This is a genomic window from Planctomycetota bacterium (assembly GCA_033763975.1).
Classification (GTDB): Bacteria; Planctomycetota; Phycisphaerae; order Phycisphaerales; family UBA1924; genus RI-211.
In genome coordinates this window covers 149,440-164,535 of record JANRJM010000009.1, presented here as the reverse complement: position 1 = coordinate 164,535, position 15,096 = coordinate 149,440, and the positions used below count along the sequence as shown (strand labels likewise).

10 protein-coding genes, 1 tRNA gene and 1 pseudogene are annotated in these 15,096 nt (G+C 69.6%); 9 read left to right on the top strand and 3 right to left on the bottom strand.

Annotation, left to right across the window (positions count from 1 at the left end; translation table 11 throughout):
• Positions 1–40: 40 nt before the first annotated feature.
• Positions 41–514: a response regulator transcription factor gene (locus tag SFY69_05945; protein MDX2131572.1), complete on the top strand. Its 474-nt coding sequence runs from the start codon at positions 41–43 to the stop codon at positions 512–514.
• Here the strand turns inward: SFY69_05945 and SFY69_05940 are convergent.
• On the bottom strand, positions 511–891 hold the full coding sequence (locus tag SFY69_05940; GenBank protein ID MDX2131571.1) for a response regulator transcription factor: 381 nt from the start codon (positions 889–891) through the stop codon (positions 511–513). The two genes, SFY69_05945 and SFY69_05940, sit on opposite strands and share 4 nt — an antisense overlap.
• A gap of 349 nt (positions 892–1,240) precedes the next feature.
• On the opposite strand from SFY69_05940, the gene SFY69_05935 reads away from it, so the two are divergent.
• The 7 genes from SFY69_05935 to SFY69_05905 all read left to right on the top strand — a co-directional run bounded on the left by SFY69_05935 (position 1,241) and on the right by SFY69_05905 (position 13,061).
• A complete protein-coding gene (locus tag SFY69_05935; GenBank protein ID MDX2131570.1) occupies positions 1,241–1,807 on the top strand; it encodes an ECF-type sigma factor in 567 nt (188 codons plus the stop codon).
• Between the two features lie 3 nt (positions 1,808–1,810).
• Positions 1,811–4,888: a serine/threonine-protein kinase gene (locus SFY69_05930; protein MDX2131569.1), complete on the top strand. Its 3,078-nt coding sequence runs from the start codon at positions 1,811–1,813 to the stop codon at positions 4,886–4,888.
• Positions 4,889–4,996: 108 nt separating this feature from the next.
• Entirely contained in the window at positions 4,997–6,088 is a 1,092-nt protein-coding gene (locus SFY69_05925; GenBank protein MDX2131568.1) for a hypothetical protein, read from the top strand.
• 293 nt (positions 6,089–6,381) lie between these two features.
• Entirely contained in the window at positions 6,382–7,878 is a 1,497-nt protein-coding gene (locus SFY69_05920; protein ID MDX2131567.1) for a hypothetical protein, read from the top strand.
• A 49-nt stretch (positions 7,879–7,927) separates the two neighbouring features.
• Positions 7,928–8,992, top strand: a complete 1,065-nt coding sequence (locus SFY69_05915) for a hypothetical protein (protein ID MDX2131566.1) — start codon at positions 7,928–7,930, stop codon at positions 8,990–8,992.
• Positions 8,993–9,058: 66 nt separating this feature from the next.
• On the top strand, positions 9,059–10,282 hold the full coding sequence (locus tag SFY69_05910; protein ID MDX2131565.1) for a hypothetical protein: 1,224 nt from the start codon (positions 9,059–9,061) through the stop codon (positions 10,280–10,282).
• A 301-nt stretch (positions 10,283–10,583) separates the two neighbouring features.
• Entirely contained in the window at positions 10,584–13,061 is a 2,478-nt protein-coding gene (locus tag SFY69_05905; protein MDX2131564.1) for a hypothetical protein, read from the top strand.
• Between the two features lie 111 nt (positions 13,062–13,172).
• Here the strand turns inward: SFY69_05905 and SFY69_05900 are convergent.
• Positions 13,173–13,247: transfer RNA gene (locus SFY69_05900), tRNA-Glu, on the bottom strand.
• A gap of 161 nt (positions 13,248–13,408) precedes the next feature.
• Between SFY69_05900 and SFY69_05895 the strand changes: the two are divergent.
• Positions 13,409–14,080: pseudogene (locus tag SFY69_05895) on the top strand (hypothetical protein).
• Between the two features lie 113 nt (positions 14,081–14,193).
• On the opposite strand, the gene SFY69_05890 reads toward SFY69_05895, so the two are convergent.
• Positions 14,194–15,024, bottom strand: a complete 831-nt coding sequence (locus SFY69_05890; protein MDX2131563.1) for a 2-phosphosulfolactate phosphatase — start codon at positions 15,022–15,024, stop codon at positions 14,194–14,196.
• Positions 15,025–15,096: the final 72 nt, after the last annotated feature.

Below are 15,096 nucleotides of genomic sequence, written 5' to 3'. Positions count from 1 at the left end.
ACGCGTCGTGTCGTCACAGCCTCCCGAGATCATTCGGTTGATGTGCATCGACGACAACGAGTTGCTCATCGACTGTCTCCGACGCCTGTGCGCGCAGCACGCGTGGATCGAGTGGGCGGGCGCCGCCACCAGCGATCGCGGCGTCGTCGACCTCGTGCGCGCACGCCGCCCCCATGTCATTCTGCTCGACGTGGACATGCCCGGCATCGACACCTTCGCCCTGGTCGCCAGCATCTTCGCCGCCGCGCCCGACGCCCGCGTCCTCATGCTCAGCGGGCACCTCAAGCCCGTCGACATCGAGCGCGCCTTCGACAGCGGGGTCTGGGGTTACATGTGCAAGAGCGACGATCCCTGGCTGATCTTCGACGGCGTCCGACGCGTCGCGCGAGGCGAGGTCGTGCTGAGCGACGACGCTCGCGCCGTGCACACCCATCATCCGCCCCGAAGCCGCGCGGCGCCCCCCCCCACTGGTCCTTCCACGCGGTCCAACGACTTCTCGACCGGCAATGCCTAAGGGCCCTCCGCGCCCGCAACCCGACGGATGATCGTCAGCACGTCCTTCGGCGGCGTCCCCTTGTCGATGTACTCCGCCGCGCCCGCCCGCTTTGATTCCCCCGACCACTCCAGCGGGCTGCGACCGGAATACACGATCGTCTTCACCTTCGGAAACTCCCCCGCGATCTCGGCGATCAACTCCATCGCCCCCGGCAGCGACAGATCGACCAGCACGACGTCCACCGCCGATTGACGCACCACCGGCAGCACGTCCGCGACCCGCTCCACCGCCGCGACCAGTTTCATGTCCGGCTGCGTCCGCACCAGCCGGTCCCACGCCGAGAGCAGCGGCGGATGATCGTCCACGTATACCAACTTGATCTGGGCATCCGGCATGTGCTGTCCCCTGACAGAATTCTCGCGTGTCCTGCGCGCACGAACCGGCCCAAGACGCCCGAGTATACACCGGGGCTTCGTCGAAAGGTCTCAGAATGTGCGTGTTTGTCCGCAAAAAAGAACATCTCTGTGCATGCGCGCACGGCGCGCGTGTTCGGCCCCGCGCTTCCCCCCACGCGGCCCGCACGGCGCGCAATGGTGTCTGCGATAACTGCGCACCGCGCATCGCGGCCGCGGTCGGCGTCGCCCGCTTGCAACACAATGCCCCGACGAAATACACCGCATGCCGCTCGGCGCCCGTGCCAGCCTTGCACTCGCCGGCATCCGCGCATCCAGGTAGACTCCCGCCGTGCCGCCTTCGCCGTCAACTCATGAAGGCCCCGACCACGGCCCGCCGAGCGGCGGCAACCCCGGGTCCGACCATCTCTTAGCGCTCGTGTACGAACAACTCCGGGAAGTGGCCCGGCATCGGCTGTCGGCGGAGAACCCCGGGCACACGCTTCAGGCGACCGCGCTCGTCCACGAGGCCTTCCTCCGCATCGGCCAGGACCGCCGCGTCCCGTTCCGCGACCGCGCCCACTTCTTCGCCGTCGCCGCCGAGGCCATGCGCCGGATCCTCATCGACCACGCCCGGGCCAAGGGCGCCGCCAAGCGGCGCCCGCCCGCCGCGGAGTTCCTCTCCGTCGTAGACCTGGCCGAGCACCGCGATCCCGAGCAGATCATGGCGCTCGACGCGGCCCTTCAACGCTTGGAGGGGGCGGAGCCCGAAGTCGCCGCCGTCGTGCGACTCCGCTTCTTCGCGGGGCTGAGCGGCAACGAGACCGCCGAAGCGCTCGGCATCTCGCCCCGTCAGGTCGACCGCCTCTGGGCCTACGCCCGGGCCTGGCTCGCGCGTGAGATTTCTCCATCGGAGTGACCGATGCTCGATCGCGCCAGAGTCCGGCAGGTGTTCGCAGACGCGGCTGATCTCCCGGCGGAACAGGTCGCCGCCTTCCTCGACCACGCGTGCGGGGACGACGCCGCCCTCCGGCGCGAGGTCGAGTCGTTGCTTGTCGCGGCGTCGCGCCGGCCGGGCTTCCTGGGCGCTCCCACCGCCGCGCCCCCCGCCCCCCGCCCCGTCGGCGAGTCTGTCGGCACCACGATCGATCAGTACCGCCTTCTGGAAGAGGTCGGCCAGGGCGGGTTCGGAACCGTGTACGCCGCAGAGCAACTGGCGCCCGTGCAGCGCCGCGTCGCGGTGAAGATCCTGAAGCTCGGCATGGACACGCGTGCCGTCATCGCGCGCTTCGAGGCCGAACGACAGGCGCTCGCGATGATGGACCACGCGAACATCGCGCGCGTGTTCGACGCGGGCGCGACCGAGTCCGGGCGGCCGTACTTCGTGATGGAGCTGGTGAAGGGCGAGGCGATCACCAGCTACTGCGATCAGAACAACCTGGACATCGCCGAACGCCTGGGCGTCTTCGTGCAGGTCTGCCGCGCCGTGCAGCACGCGCACGCGAAGGGCGTGGTCCACCGCGACATCAAGCCCGGCAACGTGCTGGTCTCGACGCAGGACGGGCGCCCGCACGCTAAGGTCATCGACTTCGGCATCGCCAAGGCGACGCAGCAGCACCACGCCGAGAAGACGGCCTTCACCGAGCTTCGCCAGTTCGTCGGCACGCCCGAGTACATGTCGCCCGAACAGGCCGAGGGATCGCAGAACACCGACACCCGCACAGACGTGTACAGCCTGGGCGTCGTGCTGTACGAACTGCTCACGGGCGCGACGCCCTTCGACCCCGTCGCGCTGCGCGCCGCGGCGTACGACGAGATCAAGCGCATCATCCGCGAGGTCGAGCCGCCCAAGCCCAGCACCCGCGTCAGCACACTCGGCGATTCCATCGCGTCCGTCGCGGCGCAGCGCCGCACCCCGCCCGCCAGGCTCTCGCCCCTGCTCCGGGGCGACCTCGACTGGGTCGTGATGCGCTGCCTCGAGAAGGATCGCGCCCGCCGGTACCCCACCCCCGACGCGCTCGCCGCCGACCTCGAGGCGTTCCTCCGCGGCGACGCGGTGAGCGCCGTCCCGCCCACGTCCGCCTACCGCGTCCGCAAGTTCGCCGCGAGAAACCGCGGGCTCGTCGCCGCGATCGGCGCGGTGTTCGCGGTCCTTCTGCTGGGCGTCGCGGGAACAACCCGGGGCATGATCGCGGCCCAGCGCGCCGAACGCACCGCTCAGCGCGAGCGGGGCGCCGCCGCGACTGTGCGCGACTTTCTCCGCGAGACGTTCGAGGGTGTTGCGCCGCAGGTCGCCCGAGGGCGGGACACCGCGCTGCTCAGCGCGCTCATGGACAACGCCGCCGCACGCATCGAGTCGGGCGAACTCCGCGAGAGCCCCCTCGCGGCGCTCGAGCTGCGCCTTGTGATTGCGGAGGTCAACCTCACGCTCGCCCGCTACGAGCACGCCCGCCGCATCACGGCGCCGATCGACGCGACGGCGTCCATGCCCGACCGCCTCCGCTCGCGCCTCCTTCTGCTCCGCGCCGAACTCGCCCTCGCCGACAGTGATCTGGACCGGTCCGAGTCGCTGCTCGCCGACGCGCAGCGCATCCACGACTCGCAGACGCATCCTGACCCGGTGCTCTACGTGCAGCTCCTGGGCGCCCGGGCGCACGCCGCCCTCGAGCGGAACCGACTCAGCGAAGCCATCGAACTGCAGCGGCGTGCGCTCTCCGCCGCCCGAGCGCTCCCCCGCCCCGACCCCGACCTCGTCGCCGACCGCCTCTACCGGCTGGGCAACGCGCTGAACAAGGCGGGGCACGAATCCGCCGCGCTGGAAGCATGGGCCGATGCCCTCCGCGTGCTCGACCAGGCCGCCGGCGATGACAACGACACCATGAGCTCGCCCACGCGGGTGGACGTGCTCGTGGCCCGCGCCGCCCTGCACGCACAGCACGCCGATCCGCAGCTCGCCCTCGCCGACCTGCACGCGGCGCAACGCCTCGGGGAACGCCTCTTCACGCCCAACCACCCCACCATGCTCGGTATCCGCTATGCGCTCGCCAACGTGCACCTCCACTCGGGCGACGGGCGCGATGCACTCGCCGAGTTCGCCGTCTTGCTCGCGGCGAACCGCGCGAGCTTCGGACCCGAAAGCCTCCACGTCGCCACGACGCTCGACTCGATCGCCGAGATCCACTTCATGGCCCGACGCTGGTCGGACGCGCTCGACACGGCCTTGGAGGTCGAGCGCATCCGCGCGCTCCACCTGCCGCCCGAGCAGCAGGCCGCCCTCGGCGGCTGGACAACCATCGTGAACAGCCTGTGCCGCCTCGGGCGCAGCGCCGAGGCCCTCCCCCTCGCGCGCCGATCTTTCGAGCTTCAGCGCGCCACCCTCGAGCCCGCCAGCGAGCCGGGCATCGTGGGCCGCTACGTGTACATCCAGTGCCTCTACGCGGCGAATCAGCTCGCCGAGACCATCGCGCAGGGCCGATCCTTCATCACGCTCTGCGCGGAGCAGCGCCCGGATGATCCGCCGCCCTCCCTGCTCGACGTCTACGTCATCACCGCCTCCGCGATGCTGGACAACGCTGATCCGCGCGACCTTCCCGAGTGCGAGCGATTCCTGCGCACCTGCATCCAAGAGCGGCTCGCGCTGCACGGCGAGAACGACCCCCGTGTCGCATTCGCCCGGATCTGGCTGGGACGGACGCTCGGGGCGGCGGCCCTCGCCCCCGACATGCAACCGCCGGACGGGGGCCAACTGGCCCGCCTGCGCGAGGCCGAATCGCTCATCGCGCCGAACTTCCAGACGCTCGCCGACAACGTCTGGCGGCTCGACCCGTCCATCCGCGCACGACGCGTGCACGACGCCGCGGATTCACTCATCGCCCTCTACGACGCCTGGGACCGCTTCGAGCCCGGCATGGATCGGAGCGATGATGCGCGCAAGTGGCGGGAGCGTCGCGACGCCGTCCTGCGTGCGGTTGAAGCAGGCCTCCCCACGCCCACCCGCTGATCCGGGAAGACCAGGGCTCCCCGCAGAATTCGTGACGCTCGCCTCCCGGCGAGCCCGCTTGTATTGATGTCCCCGGCGCGATCGCCGGGCGTACACCAGGAGCCTCCCATGCGCACCCGCACACCGACGCTAATCCTCGCGCTTGCACTCACGACCGCCGCCCATGCCCAGTCCACCGCGTTCACCTACCAGGGCGAGCTCGCCGACGGCGGATCGCCCGCGACCGGCACGTACGACCTTCGCTTCCGGATCTTTGACGCGTCCACGGCCGGTGCGCAGATCGGAGCGCAGTTCTGCGCGGATAATGTACAGGTCACAAATGGCAAGTTCAGCACGGCGCTGGATTTCGGCGCGGTGTTCGCGACGACCGCCGGGCGGTTCCTGGAGATCGAGGTCCGGCGCGACACGGGGCTGAACTGCGGGAACGCCGGCGGGTTCGTCATCCTCGCGCCGCGCCAGCCGCTCTCACCGGCGCCGCGCGCCACGGCCGCGAGCGTCGCGAACGCCCTCGCGGCCCCCGACGGTTCACCAGCCAGCGCGGTCGCCGTGGACAACGTCGGGAACGTCGGCATCGGTACGACCACACCACTGTCGCCCCTGCACATCGCCGCTGGCGCCGCGGTCTTTGACAATCCGGGCGGTGCGATCCGGGTCACGAAGACACAGGGGCTGCTGAGCAGCGACGATCTCGGGATATGGAATCGGGGCGGCAACGGGAACCAGCCCTTTGCAATCGCCGATTGGAACACGGGCTCGCGGGGCATCTTTATCAACACGGCTTCAGGAAACGTCGGCATCGGCACGTCCGCACCCTTGGCAAGACTCGATGTGCGGGGCGATATCCGGTTGGGTTCATCTGGCCAGTTCCGCGCCGCCGCCAGCGAGGAGAATCTTCGCATCGTGCGAGGGTCCGTCGAGACGCACCCGTTCGACGGCTGCGACTCGACGCCCACGATCGTCGCGGGCTCGGGCTTCACGGTGCAACGGTTCTCCTGCGGCCGATACCAGATCAACTTCACGACCCCTTTCACGGGAATCCCAACCGTGACTACGGCCGGGACGCACAACCAATCCGCGGGCTGCCCAACCTACGTCTCAGTCGTGAGCGCAAACGCTTCCAGTGTCATTGTGACCGTGCACTGCCGCCCGGAGACTGAGGCGGCGTGGCCGTTCAGTTTCATCGCCGTCGGCCCGCGGTGATTTCCATCGGGCGGCAACACCGACGCGATCGGCGCCGAACTCGCTGACACGCTGCCGGCTCGCGAGAGGCTGGTACCGGCGATCGCCGTGCCCATCAACATCGGCCACACCGGAAATGTGTGCAAGTCGGTCGGCAACTCCAACACCACGGTCGTCGGCGTGGGGAGCAGAGCGAACCACTCCTCCGTGTGTTCTGCTCGTGGCAGGCCGAGCTTCGAGATTCCTGGCGCTCGCCCGTCTGGTTCTCGCTTGAGATGGTGCTGGCAATCCCGCCGGCCCATACGGAGCGCACCATGCGGAGCACACTCGCCGTCCTTCTCGCGTCCCTCGCCGCCGCGGGCGCCGCCCACGCCCAGTCCACCGCGTTCACCTATCAGGGCGAACTCGCCGACGGGGGCATACCCGCCTCGGGCGCGTACGACATCCGCTTCCGACTCTTCGATGCGGCCACCGACGGCACGCAGGTCGGCACCACGGTGTGCGTGGACAACGTCGCCGTGACCAACGGGCGCTTCACCACGACCATCGACTTCGGCCAGCAGTTCGCCGTGCCGAGCGCCCGGTTCCTGCAGATCGAGGTCCGCGCCGACACCGGGCTCACCTGCACGAACACCACCGGCTTCTCCGTCCTGTCCCCGCGCCAACTCCTCACCGCCACCCCGCTCGCCAGCCACGCCAAGTCCGCATTCGCCCTCGACGCCGCCGACGGCTCGCCCGCCAACGCGGTGCTCGTCGACAACAACGGCAGGGTCGGCATCGGCACGACGACGCCCGGCAGTCTTCTGCACGTCTTCGGCAACCGCCCGGAACTGCGCCTGCAGGATGACGACCTTGCGGGGAGTTTCGCCCAGATCGATGATCAGAGCGCAGGCCAGATGCGCATCAACAAGGTTTCGACCGCAACGATCTCGTTCATCGACATCAACCCGCAGATCACCAACGGGATCAACGATGTGGCTGTCCGGTTCTTCCGCGAAACAAACACCACCGGCATCCGGCGCGTCCTGTTCCACGCCGGCAACAACTCCGCGGCGACATCCGCTGAGATCGGCGTCGGAGGCCGCAGTTCATACTTCCAAGTCGGCGGCGGCAACTTCGGCATCGGGACGGCGCTCCCGGCAACGAACCTCCACATCACCAAGCTCGGCGGCATCCCCAACGGCGGGCCGGTGATCGTCCTCCAGGACACCGGCGGCAACAGCACGCAGTCCGGCTACCTCGGCTTCTGGAACGGCAGCGGCGCCGAGACCGGCTGGATCGGCTACGGCACCCCCGGCAGCCCGCACATGACCATGATCAACACGCGCGCCGGGGGCGACATCTTCATCACGCCCGCCGCAGGCCGCGCCGTCAAGGTACCCGTGCTGGAGATCACCGGCGCCGACCTCGCCGAGAAGTTCCCCGCCAGCGAGACGCTCGAGCCCGGCACCGTCGTCGCCATCGACCCGGACAACGTCGGCCAACTCTGCATGTCCCGCGGCGCGTACAACACCCGCGTCGCCGGCGTCGTCAGCGGCGCCAACAACTTCTCGGTCGGCGCCGTCCTCGGCAACCTCCCCGGACACGAAGACGCCCCCGCCATCGCGCTCTCGGGGCGCGTCTACGTCCGCTGCGACGCCGCCACCGGCGCGATCGAGCCCGGCGACCTCCTCACCACCTCCGACACACCCGGGCACGCCATGAAGGCGACCGACCGCGACCGCGCAAACGGCGCCATCCTCGGCAAGGCGATGCAGCGTCTCGAAAAGGGCGAGCGCGGGCTCGTGCTCGTGCTCGTCAACCTGCAGTGAACGACCGCTCGGCACCGTCGCACACGCCGGCGACACAGGAAGGCGCAAGATGATCCCCGAGACCGCACAGCCTCTCGGTCACCCCTGGACATACCTCGTCGCATCGTGCCTCACCGCCGGCGCGGCGCTCGCCCAGCCGTCGACCAACGTTGGGCCCGGCGAGCAGCGATTCAACACGGGCAGCTACAAGGCGAGCCACAACTCGTACGAACGCGACGAGTCCTACGCGTCGCAGATCGACAACTGGAACTGCTGGTGCCTGGAGCTCGACATCGCCTGGCACCCGGACAACCAAGTCCGCGTCCAGCACGGGTGCAGCGTGCCCAACGCCGGCCCGCTCCTCCTGCCGCACCTCCAGGCCATCGCCCAGTCCATCGAAGCACAGGACCGCGTCACGGTCGTGTACATCGAGATGAAGGGTGGCTGCTTCGCATCCTGGCCGGCACGACAGGTCTACCGCTCGTACATCCGCAACGCCGTGGACACGGCGTTCGGCTTCCGCGTCTACCCCGCCAGCGAGTTCAAGCAGTTGGACCAGTTCGCCTGGCCCTCGTACCAGGAACTGCTCCGCCGCGGGTACCGCTGGATCGTCATCCTCGACGAAGAAGAGACCGGCTTCGCCGACGACGACTTCTTCTTCGGCATGGCGCGCGGCAACCCGCCCACGGCCTTCGAAGACAACAGCGTCCTCGTCAACAGCGGCAACGACGACCTGCCCACCGACCGCGGCTCCCAGCCCGACCGCTGGTTGTTCCGCGCCTACCCCACCCCCTTCTGCGATATCGGCGACGACGAGGGCTACTACGACGACGCGATCGCGAACGGCTATACCTTCGTCGCCACCAACTGCATCGATCGTCACTACACCATGACGCCCACCACGCACTCGCCGTCTCCCGTGCGCGTCACGAGCGGCGGCGGCGGCACCGAGTTCGGCACGCTCTCCTTCCCCTACCGCTTCGGCGACGGGCTCCTCCGCGCCGTCGACCGCGCCTCGCCACGCGTCCCCGTCAACATCGTCGGGGGAACGTACCACGTCCCGCCGGGCACCCGGCTCTCGCGTCCCGTCGTCCTGCGCGCGGCCGGCGGCCCCGTGCAGATCACCTCGCCCTGACCGACCGTCCGCGTCCCGTCTTCCCTCGCCCGCCACGAAGCGTCCACCTCTGCAATGGAGCATGCCATGCGCACACTCTGTCCGATCGTCCCCGTGCTCGCGTGCGTCGCCGCGATCTCGGGGCACGCCCGCGCCCAGACGCCCGACGCGTATTACATGCACGTGGGGAACTACCCCGTCGCCGAGACCAGTTGGAGCAACGACGCTCAGGGAGTCGATCACGACGACAACAACTGGTACATCACGACCACCCACGACCTGTGGAGAGTTCCTGTCGGGCTCGATCTCCGCACGGTGACAGCGTCATCCCCCGGCGTCATCCGGCGCGAGGTGGCGACTCGGTACCCGCCACTCGCGGCCTACGACCACCTCGGCGACCCGGACGTCTTTCGCTACCAAGGAACCGATTACCTCGTCGTCCCGATGGAAGATGAAGACGCCACCTGCAATGGCGGGGTCGGCGGCGCCGCCCTGGCGTTCTTTCGCATCACGCCTACCGATTTCTTCTACGTGACGCACCGACAAGTTCCCATCCTCTGCAATGACGCCGGCTGGGTCGCCATCAACAGCCAGGGCGGCATCGTCATGTCCCAGCAGCACGTCGGCGCCCCGCCCGGCTCCCCCGCCGTCACCCAGCGCGGCCTGCACTTCTTCACTCTCGACTGGAACCAGCTTCACAACGCCGATTCCGCCTCGTCCCTCACCTTCACGCACATGCAGCAGCTCACCGACGAATCCGGCAACCGCCTCGAGATGGTCACCATGCAGGGCGGCGAGTACGCCCCCGGCGACAACCTCCTCTACCTCGTCAGCGGGTTCTACGACGACTCCGGCGGTCGCGAAGAACGCGAGGGCATCCACGTCATCGATACGTCCACCTGGCAGCGCGTCGAGCACTCCACCCGCGGGTTCGGGCACTTCGATTTCTACTACGACCCGGGATTCCCCACCTACGAAGAGCCCGAAGGCCTCACCATCTGGGACCTGGACGACGGACGCAGCCCCGGCGTCCGGGGCCAACTCCACGTCTTCGTCTCCGACAACGACGCCGACGCCGGCGACATCGACTTCAAACACTACAGCTACATCATCCGGGCCGATCGCAACAGCGGCGTATCGTGCCAGACCGGCAGCCCATCCTGCCCGTTTCACACCGTCCAGGCCGCCGTCGCTCTGGCCTGGAACGGCGCCGAAGTCCGCGCCCGCGCCGGGGCGTACTCGGGCCCGCTCACCATCTCCAAGCGCATCCGCGTGTCGGCCGAAGGCGGCGTCGTCCGCATCGGAAACTGATGCCGCACATCGCCCCGCCCCGATCCCCGCGTGAATTCACCCCAGCGGCCGACAAGATCCCTTCAGTAGCGAGTTTCGGGGTGCGAGCCATCGCGGGTTGTACCTGGGAATCATCGACGCCAACATCTGCCGAACACGCCGTCCCGAGATTCCCAAGAACCCGCGGATCCACTCCCGGAACACGGCCTCGCGCTGTAGACTCCTCCCCGCCAGATTGGCAATGGCGGCGGACAGAGAGTTCACCGGCGAACTAAACCTCCGCTGACTTGTCGGTCTGGTGGGCCGTGGGGAGAGGTGGATCATGAACTGGTCGATCCGGGTGGCGTCCGCGCTGTTCGTGCTCGCGGTGGTGTCGTTCCTCGCCCGTGCGCAGTGCTCGCCGGGCATTCAATCCGAGTTCGGCGCCGGGGTGACAACGACCTACACCGTCAATAGCGCCTCCCAAGTGGTGGGTCTCGGCGACGAGTTCGCGCTGGTGAATGTCTCGAACCCCGCGGCCCCGCTTCGCATCTACGGCACACGCCTCGACGGACCCGTCGAGGACATCGACTCGATCGTGAGCCTCGAGTACACCGCCGTCACGCCCACCTCGCTGTACCGCATCCGCGCCGGACTCAACGGCCCCGAGATCCTCTGGCGCACCAGCGGCGGCATCCCGGGCGTCTTCCCCGCCATGCAGGGCGGGCGCGCCGTCTCCGAAAACGGGAACTTCCAGTACGTCGCGGCACAGAACGGCCTGCACATCTTTCTGGGAGGGATCCAGCGCGACCACGTGTCCATCGTCGCCGATGACGTCGCGCACTCAAGCCCGTCCACCGTCTGGACGGTGGACGGAGTCGCCCTGCGCCGCGTTACCCACAACGACGAAGGCCGCATCGCGGGCAGCATCGCGCAGTACTTCTTCGAAGATTCCCAGCAGAACCAGTACGTCCCCCGCGCGGTGCTCGTCGTGGGCGTCCAGCTCTTCGTGCTCACCACTCGCGCCCAGACCGGCATCCTCTGGGTCTTCGACATCCAGCCGGACCGCTCGCTGCTATCACGCGGCGAGGCGCTGTTCCCACTCGCCGGCAGCGCCTCTCGGGTTCGACTCGCCAAGAACGGCAGCTTCGTCTACGCGTGCATGGGCTCGCTGGGCACCCAGGTGTTCAACGTCTCAAACCCCGACAGCCCGAACTTCGTCACGTCCCTCGGCGGCGACAGCGACGACCGCGCGATGACCTTATTCGGCACCGGCACCGGCTCTCGCGCCTACGTCGCCAGCCTCGGGCAGGGCCTGCGCATCCTCGACGGCGGCACGCTCAGCCAGCTCGGTGCGTTCCGCCCCTTTCCCGGCGAGGCGCAGGACGTCGACATCTTCGCCGATTCCTACCTCGTCGTCGCCGACCGGCGCTCCGGCATGCACGTCTACGACATCGTCGCCAACCCGGGCGTCCCCACCTACCGCGGCTCGCGCGACTTTTCCGGCATCGCCACCCGCGTCAGCACCGCCGACTGGAACGCCTACTTCGCTACCGGCACCACCGTCACCGTTGTCCGTTTCTTCACGCCGACCAACCCGACAGTCATCGGCACGTTCAACGTCCCCGGCGGCGAGACCGCACGCGACGTGCTCACCAACGGGCTGCGCCTCTACGTCGCCACGCCCACCACGCTGCACGTCTACAACATCCAGACCACCCCGGGTGCGCCCCCGCTCATGGGCAGCATCGCCCTCCAGACCCCCTTCCCGGCGACCGGCCAGATGGGCTTGGGCGACAGCCGCGTCTTCGTCCCGACTCAGGCCGGCGTCGAGGTGATCAGCATCAACACCACCACCGGCGTCCCGACACGCAGCCAGGTGCTCGCCAAGGACGCCGACGACACCGTCATCTCCGTCGCCTCGCGATTCCTCACCGTGCCGTCGGCCGAGTTCGTCGCCATGCTCGTCCGCACGCCATCGCAGAACGGCTTCTATGACAGCTACCCGCGCGCGCATCTCTACACGCGCCGCGACTTCCCAACGCCTCGAATTCACGTCCGCTACGGCACCTGGGTCGGCCCGGGACACAGCGCCTTCGATCCGATTCCTCCCATCGATCGCGCCATCTCGATGCAGGGCTCGCTCCTCACCCCCTTCACCGACGACACGGTCTCCTTCGTCGACATCGGCAACCTCGGCTCACCCCAGGTCCTCGGCACCGTCCCGCTCGCGTCCTACGACGCCGGCGGCATCGTCGCCGGCGCCACGGGCGTCTACGCCGCCCGCGGCCTGAAGGGCGTCGCCGCCCTGGCCCGCTCCTTCAACAGCGCGCCCCAGGCTCGCTTCATCACGCGCCAGCCCTTCGTCCCGCCCTGCGCGGGCGGGACGGTGCAGCTCGCGGCCTCGTTCGCCGGCTCGCCACCCCCGTCCGTCTTCCGTTGGACCGCCCTCCACCTGCCGGATGATCCCGTCGTGGTCGATGGCGTGCAGCCCGATGGCTCGATCATCTCCGGCGCCACCACCGACACTCTCACGGTCTCCAACGTCGCCGCCGGGCCCTTGTGGTTCGCCTGCCGCGCCGAGAACGTCTGCGGCTTCGACTCCGTCTCCAGCGAGTACATCGAACTGCAACCCTGCTGCGACCCCGACTACAACCAGGACGGCAATGTCGACCAGGACGACGTGGAGTACCTCGTCAACGTCGTCGCCGGCGGCGCCAACCCCTCCGGCCGCGACCCTGACTTCAACCGCGACGGCAACGTCGATCAGGACGACATCATCACGCTGGTCGACGTGATCGCCGGCGGACCCTGCCCGTAGGCCGGCCGTCTCGGCGTGGGACGCGTGTCAAGACCTGCCCGGGACGCTCGACCCGATCGCGCGTGCGTGCGTCGCCGCAGCCCGCGAAATCGAGCGACGAGACAGCGGCAATGACCTCGATGGGATTCGAACCCATGTCCCCACCGTGAAAGGGTGGTGTCCTAGACCAGGCTAGACGACGAGGCCGGTCGCACAGGATAGGAACCCGGGGCCCGCGAATCATCCCATTCTCGCCGGTGCCCTCTCAAAACGTGGGCGATCCGCACACCGCCGATCCACGCCGCCCGGTCGCACTTCCCATCTGCGTCGCCCACCCGCACCACCACCCTGCGTCGCTAGCATCGCCGATGCCGGCCGCCCGCGCCCGCCCCTCCACCAACCCCCACGGCCCGAGCCTCGACGTTCTCGCGCCCCGCGCCGACCCGCTCGTGCTTTTCGGCGGCACGTTCGACCCGCCCCACCGCGCGCACCTGGTGGTCATCCCGCGCGCCGTCCGCCGCGCCCTCGGGCCCCGGGCCGCGGTCGTCTACGTCCCCGCCGCACGCAACCCGCTGAAGTCCGAAGGCCCAACCGCGTCAGACGCCCACCGCCTGCGGATGCTCGCCCTGGGCCTGGGGCTCAAAGCCGCCCGCGCGGGAACGCGCGCTCCGGCGCGGGCCGCGACGCCGACATCGTGCGTCTGGACGTACGAACTCGACAGCGCCGCGCGCCCGCGCCGGCAGGACGCGCCGCCGCGTCCCAGTTACACGATCGACACCGTCCGGCGGCTGCGCCGCCTCGTCGGCCCGCGCGTGCCCCTCCGCCTGCTCATTGGCGCCGACCAGGCCCGCGCGTTCCACAAGTGGCGACACGCCCGCGCGATCGTCCGCCTCGCCGAGCCCCTCGTCTTGCCCCGCGACGGCGTGGAGACTCCCGACGACCTCGCGCGCGCGATGGACACCGCCTTCTGGACGCCACGCGAACGCGCCGCCTGGGGCGATCGCCTTCTCCGGAGGCGCCCGGTCGAGGTCTCGGCGACCGCGATCCGCGCCGCGCTCCGCGGCGCGCCCCCGGACCACCGCGCCTGGCGCACGCACCCGGTGCTGCGCATGCTCACACCCCCGGTCGCGCGCTACATCGCCCGGCACGCCCTCTACGCCGTGGACGCCTCGCCCGCGCCGCCGTCCTCGCGGACGATCACGCCCGCGTCGGGCCCCGCCCCGGGCACGAAGCGCGGCACGACGCGCAGCACATCGATCGCCGCGCACTCGTCCACGTCCGCCGCCAGGCCCTGACGCGCCAGGTTCCGCCCGCCGCGGCTTGCGCGCATCGCCTCGTTCAGCCCGCCCGGCGACGCCAGCGCCCCGCGCCAGGCCATGAGCGCCACGCGCCCGGAATCCTCCGCCACCAACTGCCTCCCGGCCTCCACCAAGCGCTCGACAAACGCGCCCGCGGGCAGCACGTCGTCGAGGCTGATCTCACTTCGCGTGCCGCAGCACACGATGTGCACCGGGCGCGGGTCATTTGCCACCGCCTCGGCGACGGCCCCGAGGTTCGGAAACGCGCCGACGAGCACCCGCGCCCCGCCCCGCGCGTGCAGCAGCGCAGCGGTGCCGTTCGTCGTCGTGAATACGACCGTCGCGCCCGCGACGCGCTCCGGCGTGTACCGCCGGGGCGAGTTGTCGAGATCGAACCCGGGGATCAGCACGCCCCCGCGTTCGCCCCCGAGCACCACCCGCTCGCCCATCGCCCGCCAGCGTGTCCCCGAGGCCAGCGCGTCGTCCACCGTGAGCGCGGGCACGACCCGCGTCGCGCCCGACGCCAGCGCCGCCGCGATCGTCGCGCTTGCGCGCAGCGCGTCGATCACCACCACCGTCGCGCCCACGAGCGCGTCCGGCGACACCAGGTTCACGTGCAGATGCACCTGCAGCGGACGCTCGGTCACCACGAACTCGGGGGGCGGCGGAAGATCGGGCGCGGGCATCGTCCAGTCTATCGGCCCACCCGGCGCGGCACGCCCTTCCCATCGTCGGCGGCGACAGGAACCCGGCTTCCC